Below are 15,735 nucleotides of genomic sequence, written 5' to 3' on the forward strand. Positions count from 1 at the left end.
GCTATCCCCTCTTCCTGGCGGCATCGGCGGCACGGCGCGCCAGCGCATCGGCGCGCGGCAGCCACGTATCCAGCAGCTCATCGCACGCCGCCTCAAGCTCCTCAGCACGAACGCGATCTTTCATAGACGTGGTGTTCGCAAAGAGCGTCAAGCTCGCGCCCTGCATAGCGGCACGGCAGAACACGGCGCCGCACGCCACATCGGACAGCAGCTGACGCGAACCCTTGTCGGCCATGTCCTCGAGCAGCGCCAGCGCACGCCCGCAGGCATCCATAATGCGATACGGCGGCATAGCGGCCACATGCAGCGCATCCTGAATCGCGGTCGCTCGAGCCGGATCGTCACGCGGAATACCGTACGCCGTGGACACCTGCCCGTAGGCACGAACGTCCTCGGCGACCAGACCCACAAGTTCCTGCGCCAACTCATCCGCCTGGGCAAACGCGCGCGTCAGATCGTCTGCGCGATCGGCAAGCGCAGGGTTTGTCGCCCCATAGCGAGCAACCATCCCGCAAAGCGAGGCGCCCAGTGCACCTACAAAGGCGCTCGCGCTACCGCCGCCGGGAACCGGCTCGCGTGCGGCAAGCGCCTCGGCAAACTCTCGACATGTTTTATCCATCATCTCTTGGCTCATACGCACGCACCTTCAAGTCATACACATCGGTCGGGTGGCAACCGCCGACCGACCGCATCAATCACATAATGGTGCTAAGTCTAGCCCATAAGTACATGAGCGTCAGCGCACCTGGCCATCGCGGATTTCTATGACGAACGATAGGCGTCGGCACCGCAAACATGGGACACATGGCCCACCTTTCGAGACTTCCGGACGTCAAAAACTGAGGCATATCTATAAACAAGGAACCTGTTGGGGCAACGCCCACGCACGCGCGCCCCATTAAATCAACGGGCACCTCACCCCGGGGAGGGCCGACAGCATCGGCCCTCCCCTCTTTTGCGACCGCACATATTGCCACTTGTCGGCGCAATTCCAGCCCCCAGAATGGGACACATGGCCCACCCTAGCGAGCCGTCCACGCGTACAGTAAAGGCAGGTAATCCATGGACGATTACAGATCGAGGAGGACACGACCATGAAAAAGAAGGCCTTTGCGATTCTCACCCTCTGCATAAGCCTCTTTGCCGCAGTTGCCCTGGTGGGCTGCGGTGGCAGCGGCGGCGCTACCGGAAGTGGCGGTGGCGGTGGAGCAGAAAAGCCAGCCGTGGATATGAGGACCGACTTCATTTGGTTTAAGGTCGAGGTCCCCGAGGGCGTCGAGATCACCGACGTCGCAGGCGACACCGCCGACAGGGCCCAGTTTAAGTTCACCGAGAGCGAGCACGCCAGCGATCGCTTCATCCCCGTCTTCGACTCTGACAAGAACGCCGATGAACTGTTCGACTACGAGGCAAAGTGGAAGGCCAACTCCGGATGGACCGAGAGCGATCCCGTTAAGTACAACGGCAAGACCTGGCGCAACGCCTACTTTACGCACTCGGGCGGCGTGACGACCGAGTACTTCACCGACGTTGACGGTGGCAGCGTGTATGTGCGCATCGACAACGTCGAGGAGCACAAGGACGCCGTCGAGACCATGATGAAGTCACTGGAGTTTGCCGACGACATCGCCAAGGCAAAGACCGAGGCCATGGACGTCAAGCTCGAGGATATCGAGATCAAGCGCTAAACGACTGGCGAGCGCAGCGGGAAACACGGGCGCAGTGCTAACAAGCGGCGGTACCCCAGCGCTTCGTACCCAGGGAGGGCCGGTAAACCGACCCTCCCTTTCTTATGCCGGTAGCCAACGAACGCGAGGATGCCGGACGCCGGAACCGCTCCAAATGTAGCAACAGTACGAAAACGACAAGCACCCCAACACGTCCGCCCGCCGATTTATTGCGCCGCGCAGACAATTAAACCAGCATCTTTAAACATCTGAGCAGTATAGTGACCAAAACTATCGCATAACCGCACTCTACGAATGGAGAAGTTATGACCGAACACCACGCCATCAGCCGCCGAGCATTTACGTTGGGCCTTGGACTCGCGGCGTTGTCGCCACTTGCAAGCCTGCCCGAAACCGCGGCATTGGGCATTGGCCCACGAGCGGCATTTGCAGACGACGCTGCCACAGCGTCGGTCAGCCTCAACAATTTCGTCATTCGCCTTCGCCCCGCGGGCTATTTTCGTACCGCAAGCGTTAACGAAGACGGCAACGTCATCGGCAACGTCTGCCATCTGTTTAATGACGGCACATCCAGCAAGCTCATCCTTGAGAACGTAACGACCAAGAATGACGATACAAACTGGTATGCTATCCGCACCTTGCTCAATTTCGAAGAGCATAAAAAGACGGGCTACAGCATTTGGTCGGTCGATGGCGACTCGGACAAAGACGGAAAGGTCATCCACGTATGGAGTGGCGAGCATGACGGCAAGCCCAGCCGCTCTTTTGCGTTCGAGCGTCAATCAAACGGAACCTATATCATCCGAGACCGCACGGTCGAGAAAGAAACCGAGAAAAAAGACATTAAGTACCTGGCAATAGAATCGAACGGCGAAGACCAGGACAACAATAAGATCTGTCATAAGAGTAAGAGTAAGAGCATTCCGTGGGAGCTCGAACTTATCGGTTACGACATGAAAAAGAACGATGCCACGGTTAGCAGCCTCGACTGGATTACGTACAGCAGCTACGTCGACGGACCATGTTGGATGAAATACGTCGAGGACAACAAGTTCCTCGACGAGCTGAGCATCCCGGGCACGCACGATTCGGGCACCTGCAGCGTGGACAACGACACTGAGCCCCAATCCTCGCAAGTAAAATGCCAGCAGGATTACATTCCCACGCAGTTGCTCGAAGGCATTCGCTATTTTGATATCCGGCTCGGAAAGGGCGACAACCCTGGCATCTGCCACGGGGATTTCTACCTATTCAAAAAAGACGGGGACTATCTGCATCTCTCCGATGTCATCGGGTACTTTAAAACGTTTTTGAGCGAAAACCCGAGAGAAGCGCTTATCATGCTCGCATCGCGCGGCAACGACGAGGCTACCGATGACAGTGTTACGACGGCTTTCGCCAAGGTTTTGGACGACAACCCCAAACTGTTCTATACGTCGAGCCGCGTTCCCACACTGGGCGAGGTGCGCGGAAAGATCGTCCTGCTACGTCGATTTGGACTCGACGGCGACAGCGTAAGCGGCCACACGTGGGGACTCGACCTCACCGAATGGGATGACAAGATCAAGGCTCACTCCGACAGCGCCACTATGTGTCTCGTCCAAGACGCGCGGGGCTTTGAAGCCGCGAGGGAAACAGGCGACAAAGAGCCCTATTGCACCAAGGTATACGCCCAGGACAAGTACAAACTCACGGGAACCGACAAGCTCAGCTGGGTCGATAATGCGCTGAAGGAAACGTCCGGGCGCACGCGCAACGAGGTAGATGTCGAGGACGATAACGGGGCCAAGGAGAAAGTCCTGGAGCGTTGCTGGTCTATCAACTACACCAGCTGCACGGGCTTGTCGCACGGAGGCAATCCTTTTACCTCGGCACGAGTAGTCAACGAGCATCTGTATAAGAGCCCGTACATCAATCCCAGCGGCATTGAGGATACAAAGTCAGATTACCTCAAGCACATTGGCATCATCGCATCCGACTTTGTTGATGCGGCGCTGGCCCGGAGCATCTATCAGCGCAATTACGATACGGAGCACAAGCAGACGGCTTCGTACTATCTCCCGTACTATCTCCCGACCCGCATGCGCATGACGTACGGCGACTCGCTGAGCGATGCCTCATTCCAGGATGGCAAGACCGTTGGCGAGGGCCGTTTCCGCCTCGTTAACAGCAGCAACGCACTCAACGTGGCCGCTTCTGGCAGCGCGTTTGCCATCGAATACGTGGATGTCGACGCCCTGGGCAACGAGACCGCTACAGGACTGCAGGGCTTCGTGCCCATCGATATCGATCCGCTCGCGCTGACGCCCCATTTTGAGGGACTCGAAGGCCTTAAGGCCGGCGAAGACGTGCGCGCCAAGATTGCGGCATCACTCGAGGGCAAGCTCGAAACCGATGCCTGCACGGCCCAGCTCGAGTTTGTGCACGACGCGAACGGCGCTCCGGGCACAGCAATGGCCGAGGGCGAAACATTTGCCGCAGGAACGTACTGGGTGCGCGTGAACGGTCTCTTGGGCGACGCGGCGCAGAACTACACGCTCGCCAGCGACGGAGCCGCAAACTTTACCGTAGCGGCCTCGGACAGTGCAGGCGGCACCGGCAGCGGCACGGGTTCCAGCGCAGGCAGCGCTGATAAGAATGGTAAGGGCAACAAGGGCAAGGGCTCGGGCGGAAAACTCGCCGACACGGGCGACGGCTCCGGCATTGCCGCCGGGCTCGCCGCTGCCGCCATGGCGACAACGGTCGCAGGTGCAACAATGCTTGCCAGTGACCGCGAAGACAGCGAAGGCGCTAGCGAATAGGCAAGCCGGCCTTTTAGACACATCGACTCAATCGGGGGCGCAGAACACCGTTCTGTGCCCCCGATTTTTACCTTGGCCCGAACGCCGCTATCGGCTACATCACCATGTTCAGCGCGTTCACAAATTCCTGGGCCTTCGCACGGCTACTCAGGCTAAAGACGCAAGCGGTCAACAGTCGATTGCGCAGAAAAACGTCGCGGCCCTTGATCCTGTTGACCCCCGTGATGTCCTTAAGATAGACAATCTCGGTGTGCTTGCCACCAAAAGTGCCCTTCTTGAGCACCTCGATACGATTGGGGTAGATCTTAACGTCTTTAAACCTACCCGAACCTTTGTCCTAGAACAGCAAAGTGTTGTTATCCATGCGTGTCACTCCCGCGGGGTTCGCTAAAACTGCCTCTATGGCCACATTTTGGTCACTTCGGGAATCCTGCACGAAGGCGCTAGGCGACATTGAAATTCGAGTCCGTGCGAAGACCTTTAATGAAGTGCCCAGTACTTCCCCGCAACACAAAAACGGGGCAGTCCGCACTTCTGCGGACTGCCCCGTTCCTCTAACTATCGCATCGCAGCGCCAACCGGCACCGCTCCCCTACTTCCCAAATAGCGCACCCAGCAGGCCGCGACGTTTGGGCTTCTCCTCTCGGTAGGAACCCTCGACGGCGGCTGCAACCTGGCGCGGTTGCTCGCCGCCTCCACGGCGCACGATCTGGTACAGGAACGGCGATTTAACGTATTTGACCTCGACGGGCGTGGCGTGCACGGTGCTCTCGCCGGACAGATGCAGGCTCGGGTTGAGCGGCGCCACGATATGCGTCTCGCGCTTGTCGCTAAACACTACCGCTGCCGCACGACCCGTCTGGCCGTTCACGGCGATGCGCACCTGCTCGCCATCGCGGCCATCCGTCGCCGGACGGTCGACAAAGTACACCGGCACCATCACCAAACCGTCCTTGTGTTTGCGAGCCTTGCGCGCCCAGGTGCGGATGCTCTTTTTATTGAGCCCCAGTACAGCCTCGGCGTCGTTGCCCGCAATGTCGAGCGCCAACTTATCAATGACCACCTGGTCCTTGGTAGACGCATCGACGGAGACGACGCGGAAGTCGCCTTCCTGCATGGCAGGGTCAAACGGCCCAACCTTGGCATAGTCCCACGGCTCCAAAATGCCCATAAGTCGAACATCCAGATAGTTTGCCCTCGGATACGCCCAGTCGAGCACCTCGTAGTACACCAGGGTTTCCTTGCTCAGGCCCTTGCCCGGGAAGCTCGCCATCATGCGCAGGTCCGCCAGCGCCATGGGGAAATAGAAGAGCATCATGTCGTTTTGGATCGCATCTTCCACGTCGTGCCCGGCAAAGGCTTCCGCATGCTGGCGCACCAGCTGCAGTGCGTTGGCACGTGCCTGCTGCGGCGAGATTTCGCAGGGAATGCCCTGCTCCGGCACATACTCCGCACCTACGCCCATGGTCAGACGCTTGCTGAAGGTACCGGGCTTGAGCAGGTCGGCAATGCCGATCTTGTTGCCGCAGGACGGGCACTCAAACACGCGCTGCGTTGACTCGCCCTCAAAGGACGCTCCGCAGAAGGGGCAAGGAATGCTCACATGCGTGACCTCTTGGAACTCTTGCGCCGTGCCGCGATCCTCCCACAGCAGATGTTCCAGGACCGACTGATTGCGCCAGTGCGCGTTGAAGAAATACCAGTCCGGGTCCTCCGGGCGCTCGAGTTGCGACACATGCGTGAGTTTGAGCAGTCCATCCACCACCGTCAACGGCGTATGGCGAATGCCCAAAGCGCTCTTGGGCTCTCCGGCGTCCGCCTGCCACGGAATGACCGCACCGCAATAAGCGCACTCAAAGCTGCGCTTAGCTTGGTGTGTGTACATAGGGCCGCCGCAGTTTTGACATTTAATGGCAAACATCTCGTCCATGGAAACGTCCTCCTTTGCACAGGGGCTGTCGGCATTAAGTATGTCGAGCAAACAGGCACATGCCCATACCCATGTGGCCCAAAATGGACCACCCAGGCAGACGAGAAGGCTCGCTCGTTAGCACCGGCAGACTATTGCTGCATTTTCTGAGCATCGGTGCACGGCGCCCCCGCGCGAGCTACACTATCCCCTTAAACATGATTGTGAGGACGACCGCTATGCTATTTGTAAATCGGCTGGTACATACGCTTGTTCCCGGCGGCGAGGACGAGCCGGTCGATGCATCTTGCCGCACCAACGCGGGTTTTGCCGCAAGCCTCATCTGCATTGGCCTCAACATCACCCTGTGCCTGGCCAAGGGCATCGCGGGCCTGCTCGCCGGTTCCGTCTCCCTCATCGCCGACGCTTTCAACAACCTCTCCGATGCCTCGAGCAACATCGTGAGCCTGCTCGGGTTCCGCCTTGCCAGCCGCCCGGCAGACGAGGGCCACCCTTACGGCCACGGCCGCTACGAGTACCTGGCTGGTCTGTTTGTCGCCGTCCTGGTTTGTGCCGTCGGCATCAACCTAATCCTCGAGTCGGTCACCAAGATCATCAAGCCCTCGCCCACCGTGTATTCGGCGCTCTCCATGGCTGCCCTTGTTCTGTCCATGCTCGTCAAATTCTGGATGGCAGCGTTCAACCGCACGCTGGGCGATCGCATCGACTCCGAAACGCTCATCGCCACGGCGCAGGACTCCAAAAACGACGTCATCACCTCGGGCTCGGTCTTGGTGGCGGCGCTTATTTCGCAGACGACCGGCTTTGATCTCGATGGCTGGGCAGGCCTGGGTGTGGGCATCTTCATCTGCATCAGCGGCCTGGGCCTGGTGCGCGACGCCATCAGCCCGTTGCTGGGGCAAGCGCCCGACCCCAAGCTCGTCCAGGCAATCCGCGACAAGATCATGTCCTATCCGCAGGTCTTGGGCACACACGACCTCATGGTGCACGACTACGGCCCCGGTCGTCAGTTTGCCAGCGCCCACGTGGAGATGCCCGGCGAGGGCGACGCGTTTGAGCACCACGAGATTCTGGACACCATCGAGCACGACATCAAGCGCCAGATGGGCATTGGTATCACGCTGCACTGCGACCCCATCGCGACAACCGGCGATGACTTGCGCGGCTGGGTCAAGCGCGGCGTCATGCAGATCGATCCCGCGCTCTCCATCCACGACCTGCACGAGCACGACGGGTTCGTTTCGTTTGACCTGGTGCGTCCCGACGGCTTTGACATATCCGACGAGGAGCTGCTGGGGCTCGTCACGCGCATCGTGCACGAGCGCCGACCCGATGCCTCATGCGTCGTCACGTTTGATTCGGGCTTTAGCTCGCCCGACCGTCCGGCCGAGCAACTGTAGCCTGCTTAACAGCTAGTTTCCCTGCGCGCCCGAGATGCCGTTTTGCAGCGCGTCCCAGGCATTGGTAGCCATATCGCCCAGATTCTGAGCAGTATCGCCGAGGTTTTGGGCTGTATCGCCCAGCTCTTGTGCCTTGTCTCCCAACTCCTGTGCCTTGTTGCTCAAATCCTCCAGCGTATTGGAGCTCGAGCTGTCGGTACCGCTTTGGCCGCCGGACGAGTTGCCATAGCTGTTCTTGTGCGTGAGCTGAATCTCCAGGTTGCCGTTGTCGTTATAGTAGGCATTCGTAACAACCCAGTTGGAATCGATGACGGGCGTTGAGCCATCGTCGGTCAGGATCACGGCGTTCGAAAGGTCGGCTCCGCGTGACTTGAGGAGCTTCTTGGCGTTGGACCAGTACTGTCCCGGGATATCGCTCAGGTCGACGGCAGCAGACTGGGTGGTCTCGGCCTGCTCGGTCGTGGCATCGGTCGTGGCGCCCCGCTTGTTGAGCATGCCCGACACGATGGCGAACACGACCGACAAGGCAAAGAAGATCGCCAGCACAATCAGGATTTTCTTGATCACGCTCGACGGACGCGACGGTGCCTTCTCCTCGTCCTCACCATACTGCGGAATCGATTTGGGATACTCGCGATACGGCTGGCGCGACTCGTAGCGAGGCTGCGCCGTGCGAGGCAAATACGTCGTCTGCTGAGGCTGCGGAATGGGATTCTGCGGCAGGTTGTCATAGGAATTCGGCGTCGAGGCAGCATAAGAATCCTGCGGCGCGTAATCAAACGGATCCGGAGCTGCGTTGCCATAGGGGCCTTGCGAAGATGCAGCGTAAGAATCCTGCGCCGTGTCGCCATAGCCCATAACCCGGGTGGGCTCGGCAGAAGGCTGCGTCGCGGCGGGGTCGGTATAACCGGGGTTGGGAACAACGCGGGTCGCATCGACGCTATCGCCAGCCTGCGCGGAACCGTAGCCGCCCATCACGGTTGTCTTGTCCTGATCCATGCAACGATTCCTTTCCGTCGCGCGTGAGCCTCAAGTTATCCATGCATTCTACCCGCGCAAAAGCCTATGATGGGCAGAGTCCGTCGGTATCTACAAGACATGCGCGGGTCTAAGGATCAAAAAGCCCCGCCGGGCCTTGTGGGCACGGCGGGGCGGACAAGCAGCTATGGACAGCAGACTTAGAACAGGCCGGTGATGTTGCCGTCGTTGTCGACGTCGATGTTTTCGGCCGCGGGCACCTTGGGCAGACCCGGCATGGTCAGAACACTGCCGGTCAGCGCGACCACAAAGTGGGCGCCGGCAGAAACCTTGAGCTCACGCACGGTGATGCGGAAGTTCTCGGGAGCGCCCAGGGCCTTGGCGTTGTCGCTAAAGCTGTACTGCGTCTTAGCGACGCAAACCGGCAGGTTGCCAAAACCATTCTCGCGCAGCTCGGCGAGCTGGCGCTTGGCGGCCGGCGTAAAGTCAACGCCGTCGGCGCGGTAGACCTTGGTGGCAACGGCCTCGAGGGCATCAGCGACATCAGCGCCGTCCTCATAGGCAAACTTGAGCTCGCTCGGCTGCTCAATCAGACGCATGACCTCATCGGCAAGCTCGAGCGCGCCCTCGCCGCCCTTGGCCCAGACCTCGGACAGCTTAACGTTGACGCCGAGCTTCTGGCACTCGGACTCGATGAGCGCAAGCTCGGCCTCGGTGTCCGTCGGGAAGCGGTTGATGGCGACCACGCAGGGCAGACCATATACGTTCTGGATGTTGTCGACGTGACGCAGCAGGTTGGGCATGCCAGCCTTGAGTGCCTCGAGGTTCTCCTCGTTGAGATCGGCCTTGGCGACGCCACCGTTGTACTTCAACGCACGAGCGGTCGCGACGATCACGACGGCGCTGGGACGAACGCCCGTCATGCGGCACTTGATGTCGAGGAACTTCTCGGCACCCAGATCGGCACCGAAGCCGGCCTCGGTAATGGCAACATCGCCAAAGCGCATCGCCATACGCGTGGCCATGATAGAGTTGCAGCCGTGGGCAATGTTGGCGAAGGGACCGCCGTGGACAAACGCGGGCGTGCCCTCGAGCGTTTGCACCAGGTTGGGCTTGAGCGCGTCCTTAAGCAACGCGGCCATGGCACCCTGGGCCTTAAGGTCTCGGGCACGGACGGGCTCGCCGGCAAAGCTGTAGCCGACGACGATCTCACCCAAGCGTTCCTTGAGGTCGCTGATGCTCGTAGACAGGCACAGGATTGCCATGACCTCGGAGGCGACGGTGATATCGAAGCCGTCCTCGCGCGGCACGCCCTGGGCCTTGCCGCCAATGCCGTCGATAACGTGGCGCAGCTGACGGTCGTTCATATCGACAACGCGCTTCCAAGTGATGCGCTTAACGTCAATACTGAGCTGATTGCCCTGCTGGATGTGGTTATCAAGCATGGCGGCCAGCAGGTTGTTGGCAGCACCGATAGCGTGGAAGTCGCCGGTAAAGTGCAGGTTGATATCCTCCATGGGGATGACCTGAGCCCAACCGCCGCCGGCAGCACCGCCCTTCACGCCAAAGACGGGGCCGAGCGAAGGTTCGCGCAGGGCCACGGCACTCTTGACGCCGCGACGACGCAGGCCGTCGGCCAGACCGATGGTCGTGGTGGTCTTGCCCTCGCCCGCAGGCGTTGGGTTGATAGCGGTCACGAGGACGAGCTTGGCCTGGTGATCAGTCGGCTCGTTGAGCAGTGAATAGTCGACCTTAGCCTTGTCGAAGCCGTACGGAATAAGGTGCTTAACGTCGACGCCGGCGTTCTTGGCCACCTCGGTAATAGGCAGTGGCGTGACAGAACGTGCGATTTCGATGTCAGTAGGCATGGGCGGTCCTTTCGTTACCGAATGAGAAAAAGACCAATTCAGCATAGCACGGGCGCGCAATAGTAAAACGCCCATAACCGATGAACGGCGATATGTTTACCCGATGCCCAGCGATAGTCCAACAGCCCGCCAAAACAAAGCGCCCTAAACGGTAGGTTCAATCCCCAGGTGCTCAAAGGTGCGAAGGGTTGCCTGACGGCCCTGCGGCGTACGAATCATCAACCCGCACTGCAGCAAATAGGGCTCATAGACATCCTCGAGCGTGCCCGGGTCCTCGCCCACCGCACTGGCAAGGGTCGTCAGGCCTACAGCACGGCCGGAGAACGTCTTGGCAAGCGTCTCCAAGATACGAATATCCATCCAGTCCAGACCGAGCTCGTCGATCTCGAAAAACTCGAGCGCCTGGCGGCAGATATCGAGCTCGATAGGGCCGCTGCCACGCACCTGTGCGTAATCGCGCACGCGCTTGAGAAGGCGATTGGCAAGACGTGGCGTGCCGCGCGAACGCGAGCCGATCTCGAGTGCACTGGGATGGTCGATCGTCACGCCCAGGATAGTCGCCGAGCGCGTCACAATCTGCGCGAGCTCCTCGACCGTGTAGTAATCCAGGCGATACGAAATGCCAAAGCGGTCGCGCAACGGGCCGGTCAACATGCCTGAGCGGGTCGTTGCCGCTACCAGCGTAAACTTGGGAATATCCAGGCGAATCGAGCGCGCCGCCGGACCCTTGCCAATCACGATATCGAGGGCAAAGTCCTCCATCGCGGGGTACAGGACCTCCTCGACCGAACGGTTGAGGCGGTGGATCTCGTCGATAAACAGCACATCACCCGGCTGCAAGTTAGTAAGGATGGCCGCCAGGTCGCCCGTGCGCGCGATGGCAGGGCCACTCGTGGTCTTGATCTGAGCGCCCAGCTCGTTGGCGATAACGGTGGCCAGCGTGGTCTTGCCCAGGCCCGGAGGACCCGAGAAGATCACGTGGTCGAGCGTCTCGCCACGGCTCTGCGCCGCTTCGATCAACACGCGCAGGCTCTGCTTGATGTGCTCCTGACCACAGTAATCGTCCAGGCGCTGGGGGCGCAAAGTGCGGTCGACATCGAGGTCCTCGGCCGTCAGCTCCGAGCCCACCATGCGCTCGCCGTGCGCCATGGATGCCGCCGGCGAGTTGCCGGGCGTCGCCCACAGGTCCTGAGAGTCATCGGCTTCCCACATCACGCATCCATTCCGAGTCGCTTAAGCGCCGCGCCGAGCAGATCCTCGACACGCATATTCTGCCCATCATACCCGCTCAGGGCAACATCGGTCTCCTGCGGGCTAAAGCCCATGGAAAGGAGCGCCGCACGGGCATCATCGATCGCCGAAGGAGCGGCGGCGGGAACCGGCATCGCAACCTGGCCGGGAATCACGTCGACCGGCACAAAGCCCTTATCCTTGGCAAAGGTGCTCTTGAGTTCCAGGATCAGGCGCTGAGCTGTCTTTTTGCCCACACCGGGTACCTTGGCCATGCCCTTGTCGTCCTCGGCCATCACCAGCGAATACAGCTGCCCCACGGTATAGGTGGAAAGCACGGCAAGCGCCAGGCGCGGGCCAACGCCCGAAACGGACACGAGCCGGTCGAACATCATGCGCTCATCCTTTGAGGAAAAACCGAAAAGTGTCATGGCGTCCTCGCGCACCTGCATACGCGTGTAGAGGCAGACCTCGCCACCGGGCGTCGGCAACGTGGCCGCAGTGCTGCCCGAAATGCCGAGCTCAAAGCCAACGCCCGACACATCGACGACAGCAGAGCTCATCGTGGCCTCGACAAGCGTTCCGTGGAGCTGGGAAATCATCAGTATCCGGTTCCTCTCTGTTGATAGAACTCGCCACCGGTGAGGGCGCGGGTGCGGCTGAGGTTTACGTGGCAGATGGCGCAGGCCAGGGCATCGGCGGCATGGTCGGGATGCGGGTCGTGGTCGAGCTGTGTGAGCGTGCGTACCATGTAGGCGACCTGCCGCTTGTCCGCGGCGCCGGTGCCCACCACAGCCTGTTTGATCTGCATGGGCGTGTACTCGCCAATCTCGAGCGCGCATTCCGAAAGCGCGACGAGTGCAGCACCGCGGGCATGCGCCGTGGGGATGGCCGAGCGAACGTTGGCGCCAAAGTAGATGCTCTCTACAGCAGCCGTGTCGGGTCGATAACGCTCGACGACATCCTTAAGGTCATGGGCGATATGCGACAGGCGCACCGCGAGCGGACTTCCGGCACTGGTCTCGATGCAGCCATAGGCACGGCAGCGAACCTCGCCACGCCGCTCCTCGATAATCCCCCAACCCGTATGAGCCAAACCGGGGTCAATGCCCAAGATAACCAAGCCAACCTCCCCTCGCCACAAGCACAGCGCAAGACAAGGCCCCGCGCATCATTCACGAACGTCTGTTCTAGAATAACACAATGGGGCCAAGATGCTTAGTTGAAGTATCGGGGTTGAGAGCGAATCCTATCCCATAATTAGTTCTGCGAGAAAAAGGGGAACTGCCTCGGATCCACTGGCGGGTGCGACATCGGTCCGCTCTGGGGCCCACCCTGCGAGCCGCCCTGACCGCCCATCATCCTATCGATGGCGTCCTGAACTTCGCCCTCGAACTTTTTCATTCCCTCGTGCAAACGACGCTGACCGTCCTCAGAGCGCAGCTCCTCCATTTGCTCGGGCGAAATACCCAGTAGCTCGCCCAGCACGCCCATCATCTCGTTTCGCACGCGCTCGCTCGTATCCTCGTCGGCAAAGCGGCGCACCTCGGCGCGCGCCAGCGAATCGACCGTCATACGCTCCTTGCCGTTAAGCCCCAGGTCGGACCACGCGAGCATATACGGCCAGGCACGCTCGGCAAACGAACGGGCCGAGACGATCGGCGTCGTCGGCAGCATGCGACGGGAAGCCTCACCCTGTCGAACGAGCATCAGCAGCAGCGAGCAAGCCTCGGGCTCGCCGGCGGCCATTGGGATGTCGTCGAAAGATCGATTGCGGTCCACGTGCGCCTCGAGCGCGCCATCGACCTCACCCGGCTCAAGCCCGCCGAGCAGCTGTGCCGCGCGGTCGAGCATATCAACCGGGCCGTCGAGCGTCGAGAGCGCCTGCGCCAGCACGCGCTCCATACAATCTTCCACTGCGTTGAGCGTCACGAGCTCTTGGGGCACCACGGCAGACGTGCGGTTGCGCACACGCGCCACAAACTCAAGCGTCGACAGGTACACATCGCCAAAGGGCGCAAAGTCGCCCTGGTAGCCGCCGCAAAGCGCCGGCGCCGCCAGCGCGTACTCGGTTTTGGACAGCGGGCTCAGCGCCATCGCACCCAGCTCGAGCGCCGTATCCTCCAGCATGAGGCCCAGCGTGCGCGAGCGCAGGCGCTCGGCATCGCCCGCCGACACGTCGCGATCGAGCACGCGCGCCGCATCCGGTGCATCGCGCTCGACGGTGCGAATGTGCAGACGCTCGGCGATGGCGCGGACGGCGGCACAGCGGGCAGCCTCGGCTTCTTCCTGCGCCGGCGTAAAGATACGGTTGCGCCCCAGCACCAGGCCAATCACATTGCGCGGGCCCAGAGCGTCGACGGCCAGCGCCGCCAGCAGGGACGACGGCAAGTCACCCTCGAGTGCCACCACAGCACGCGACGCACCGTGGGCTCGGGCGTTGTCGCGCACGGCGAGCACCAGCGCCTGCCACAGCCACTCCTCGGAACGGAACTCGGGCAGTTCGTGATCCTCCAGGGCATCGAGCATCACGCCGCGCTGAATCTCCTGAACCAGCAGGCTCTCCTCAAAGCACGGCGCCTGGGCCACCACGCGACCGCAGTCGTCGAGCACAAACGAACCGCCAGTATACACCGACTCGTCATAGGCACCGACCGGCGCCATGCAGGCAAACCACACGCTGCGCTTGGATGCGATCTTGCGGTAGGCGCCGCTGCGAACGGCAGCAATGGCGGCAGTCTCGCGGTCGGTCATGTCAAACGCGTTGAATTGGAAATACGCAATGAGGTCAACACCGGTCGGCAGCATCTCGAGTTCGCGGTCCAAGTCAAAAATCACGGCGATGCGCACGCCGTCCACGTCGAACACCGGCGGCGCCCAACGTGTGTCGTTGTTCTCGCCACGCTGCAGGGCAATGCTCGAACGCGCCGGCACCACATGACCGTCCTTGAGCATCATGTAGTCGAGCAGCGGCTGGCCCTCAAACGAAACCGCCGCGGGCACGATGCAGATCATGTCAAGCTCCTGGATACGCTCGGCGACACCAGTCAAACCGGCAAGCACGTCGTGCTCAAAGTCGGCAGCGCCCACCAGGCCACCGGGCATGGCGCCCATAAAGAGCGGAGCCGGAACGCACAGCACGCGCGCCCCGCGCTCGTGGGCCAGACGAGCCTGGTCCTCGATGCGGCCGCAAATGCCCTCAATATCACCCAGGCGCATATCGATCTGTGCAAGCGCGAGCTTCATGGCCCAGCCCTTTCCGTCGTAAACCATCGAAATCGTAGTAAAAGCGCCGGCCGCATAATGCAGTCGGCGCTTGCATGTGCATATGCTAGCTATGATACCCCGAGCGGGGGCGCGCTCCTAGAATGTCGCGGACCACAGCCCGTGCAGGTTGCAGTAGGCATAGACGGTACCGGTCTTGGAGCCGCCCGCGAAAAACGTCGCGGGTTTCATGCCGGGTTCAAGGTAATGAACCTCTAAGCGGCCCTCGGCCTCAAGGGCGATCCACTCAATGTAGTGCTCGGGCAGGCTGGGGTGCTCGACCGAGCCAACGCGTGCGCGAATCACGTGACCGTCACGCTCGGTCTCGACAACAGGCACGTGCTTCTCGTGCGCCGCGTCCTCAGTGTTTGCAGTCAGTTCCGTGCAACCGGCAGGGGTCGCAACGTCGTCGCCAAGGGCAGCGATGAGCTTGCCGTCGGGGTCCTTAAAGAATTTCGCCATGATGTTCTCCTTTGCTGATGTGCCAATGTTCTTGATGGTTCTTATGCCCAAAGGCAGACAAACCATCCACGGCATTGCAAATGAACACATAACGGACCAGGCAAGCGGTCGGGC

General features: G+C 60.8%; 13 protein-coding genes. 3 read left to right on the forward strand and 10 right to left on the reverse strand.

Annotated features, from left to right (window positions below):
* Position 1: 1 nt before the first annotated feature.
* Complete coding sequence (locus tag AAAV44_RS05935) at positions 2–634, reverse strand: cyclodeaminase/cyclohydrolase family protein (protein ID WP_349114990.1); 633 nt, start codon at positions 632–634, stop codon at positions 2–4.
* 460 nt (positions 635–1,094) lie between these two features.
* Here AAAV44_RS05935 and AAAV44_RS05940 point away from each other — a divergent pair, with 460 nt between their 5' ends.
* Together AAAV44_RS05940 and AAAV44_RS05945 are read left to right on the forward strand one after the other, a co-directional pair.
* Positions 1,095–1,688 carry a hypothetical protein gene (locus tag AAAV44_RS05940; protein ID WP_271757373.1) on the forward strand — a complete coding sequence of 198 codons (594 nt, stop codon included), beginning with the start codon at positions 1,095–1,097 and terminating at the stop codon, positions 1,686–1,688.
* A 305-nt stretch (positions 1,689–1,993) separates the two neighbouring features.
* Positions 1,994–4,489, forward strand: a complete 2,496-nt coding sequence (locus AAAV44_RS05945) for a phosphatidylinositol-specific phospholipase C (RefSeq protein WP_349114992.1) — start codon at positions 1,994–1,996, stop codon at positions 4,487–4,489.
* A 94-nt stretch (positions 4,490–4,583) separates the two neighbouring features.
* On the opposite strand, the gene AAAV44_RS05950 is transcribed toward AAAV44_RS05945, so the two are convergent.
* Both AAAV44_RS05950 and AAAV44_RS05955 read right to left on the reverse strand, forming a co-directional pair.
* Positions 4,584–4,772 carry a hypothetical protein gene (locus AAAV44_RS05950; protein WP_156327663.1) on the reverse strand — a complete coding sequence of 63 codons (189 nt, stop codon included), beginning with the start codon at positions 4,770–4,772 and terminating at the stop codon, positions 4,584–4,586.
* A 309-nt stretch (positions 4,773–5,081) separates the two neighbouring features.
* Positions 5,082–6,419 carry a hypothetical protein gene (locus AAAV44_RS05955; RefSeq protein ID WP_349114993.1) on the reverse strand — a complete coding sequence of 446 codons (1,338 nt, stop codon included), beginning with the start codon at positions 6,417–6,419 and terminating at the stop codon, positions 5,082–5,084.
* A 218-nt stretch (positions 6,420–6,637) separates the two neighbouring features.
* Here AAAV44_RS05955 and AAAV44_RS05960 point away from each other — a divergent pair, with 218 nt between their 5' ends.
* Positions 6,638–7,819: a cation diffusion facilitator family transporter gene (locus AAAV44_RS05960; protein ID WP_260699241.1), complete on the forward strand. Its 1,182-nt coding sequence runs from the start codon at positions 6,638–6,640 to the stop codon at positions 7,817–7,819.
* 12 nt (positions 7,820–7,831) lie between these two features.
* On the opposite strand, the gene AAAV44_RS05965 is transcribed toward AAAV44_RS05960, so the two are convergent.
* The 7 genes from AAAV44_RS05965 to AAAV44_RS05995 form a co-directional block, all read right to left on the reverse strand.
* Positions 7,832–8,818 carry a hypothetical protein gene (locus AAAV44_RS05965; RefSeq protein ID WP_260699240.1) on the reverse strand — a complete coding sequence of 329 codons (987 nt, stop codon included), beginning with the start codon at positions 8,816–8,818 and terminating at the stop codon, positions 7,832–7,834.
* Positions 8,819–8,997: 179 nt separating this feature from the next.
* On the reverse strand, positions 8,998–10,665 hold the full coding sequence (locus tag AAAV44_RS05970) for a formate--tetrahydrofolate ligase (RefSeq protein WP_260699239.1): 1,668 nt from the start codon (positions 10,663–10,665) through the stop codon (positions 8,998–9,000).
* A gap of 144 nt (positions 10,666–10,809) precedes the next feature.
* The gene (ruvB, locus tag AAAV44_RS05975) at positions 10,810–11,877 is read right to left on the reverse strand and encodes a Holliday junction branch migration DNA helicase RuvB (RefSeq protein WP_117769533.1); all 1,068 of its coding nucleotides are present in this window, start codon (positions 11,875–11,877) and stop codon (positions 10,810–10,812) included.
* Positions 11,877–12,497: a Holliday junction branch migration protein RuvA gene (ruvA, locus tag AAAV44_RS05980; RefSeq protein ID WP_055285743.1), complete on the reverse strand. Its 621-nt coding sequence runs from the start codon at positions 12,495–12,497 to the stop codon at positions 11,877–11,879. The genes ruvB and ruvA overlap by 1 nt, the downstream gene beginning before the upstream one ends.
* The gene (gene ruvC, locus AAAV44_RS05985) at positions 12,497–13,018 is read right to left on the reverse strand and encodes a crossover junction endodeoxyribonuclease RuvC (protein ID WP_022095142.1); all 522 of its coding nucleotides are present in this window, start codon (positions 13,016–13,018) and stop codon (positions 12,497–12,499) included. The genes ruvA and ruvC overlap by 1 nt, the downstream gene beginning before the upstream one ends.
* A 137-nt stretch (positions 13,019–13,155) precedes the next feature.
* Positions 13,156–15,141, reverse strand: a complete 1,986-nt coding sequence (locus AAAV44_RS05990; RefSeq protein ID WP_349114995.1) for a hypothetical protein — start codon at positions 15,139–15,141, stop codon at positions 13,156–13,158.
* A gap of 117 nt (positions 15,142–15,258) precedes the next feature.
* The gene (locus AAAV44_RS05995; RefSeq protein ID WP_055285739.1) at positions 15,259–15,621 is read right to left on the reverse strand and encodes a desulfoferrodoxin family protein; all 363 of its coding nucleotides are present in this window, start codon (positions 15,619–15,621) and stop codon (positions 15,259–15,261) included.
* Positions 15,622–15,735 lie beyond the last annotated feature (114 nt).

This window comes from Collinsella sp. CLA-AP-H1 (assembly GCF_040092945.1).
Lineage (GTDB): Bacteria > Actinomycetota > Coriobacteriia > Coriobacteriales > Coriobacteriaceae > Collinsella.

Bases quoted from the DNA above. Each gene is read 5' to 3' on its own strand.
- AAAV44_RS05970 (WP_260699239.1), bottom strand. From the start codon at position 10,665: ATGCCTACTGACATCGAAATCGCACGTTCTGTCACGCCACTGCCTATT.
- AAAV44_RS05955 (WP_349114993.1), bottom strand. From the start codon at position 6,419: ATGGACGAGATGTTTGCCATTAAATGTCAAAACTGCGGCGGCCCTATG.
- AAAV44_RS05965 (WP_260699240.1), bottom strand. From the start codon at position 8,818: ATGGATCAGGACAAGACAACCGTGATGGGCGGCTACGGTTCCGCGCAG.
- ruvB (WP_117769533.1), bottom strand. From the start codon at position 11,877: ATGTGGGAAGCCGATGACTCTCAGGACCTGTGGGCGACGCCCGGCAAC.
- AAAV44_RS05940 (WP_271757373.1), top strand. From the start codon at position 1,095: ATGAAAAAGAAGGCCTTTGCGATTCTCACCCTCTGCATAAGCCTCTTT.
- AAAV44_RS05960 (WP_260699241.1), top strand. From the start codon at position 6,638: ATGCTATTTGTAAATCGGCTGGTACATACGCTTGTTCCCGGCGGCGAG.
- ruvA (WP_055285743.1), bottom strand. From the start codon at position 12,497: ATGATTTCCCAGCTCCACGGAACGCTTGTCGAGGCCACGATGAGCTCT.
- AAAV44_RS05945 (WP_349114992.1), top strand. From the start codon at position 1,994: ATGACCGAACACCACGCCATCAGCCGCCGAGCATTTACGTTGGGCCTT.
- AAAV44_RS05935 (WP_349114990.1), bottom strand. From the start codon at position 634: ATGAGCCAAGAGATGATGGATAAAACATGTCGAGAGTTTGCCGAGGCG.
- AAAV44_RS05995 (WP_055285739.1), bottom strand. From the start codon at position 15,621: ATGGCGAAATTCTTTAAGGACCCCGACGGCAAGCTCATCGCTGCCCTT.
- AAAV44_RS05990 (WP_349114995.1), bottom strand. From the start codon at position 15,141: ATGAAGCTCGCGCTTGCACAGATCGATATGCGCCTGGGTGATATTGAG.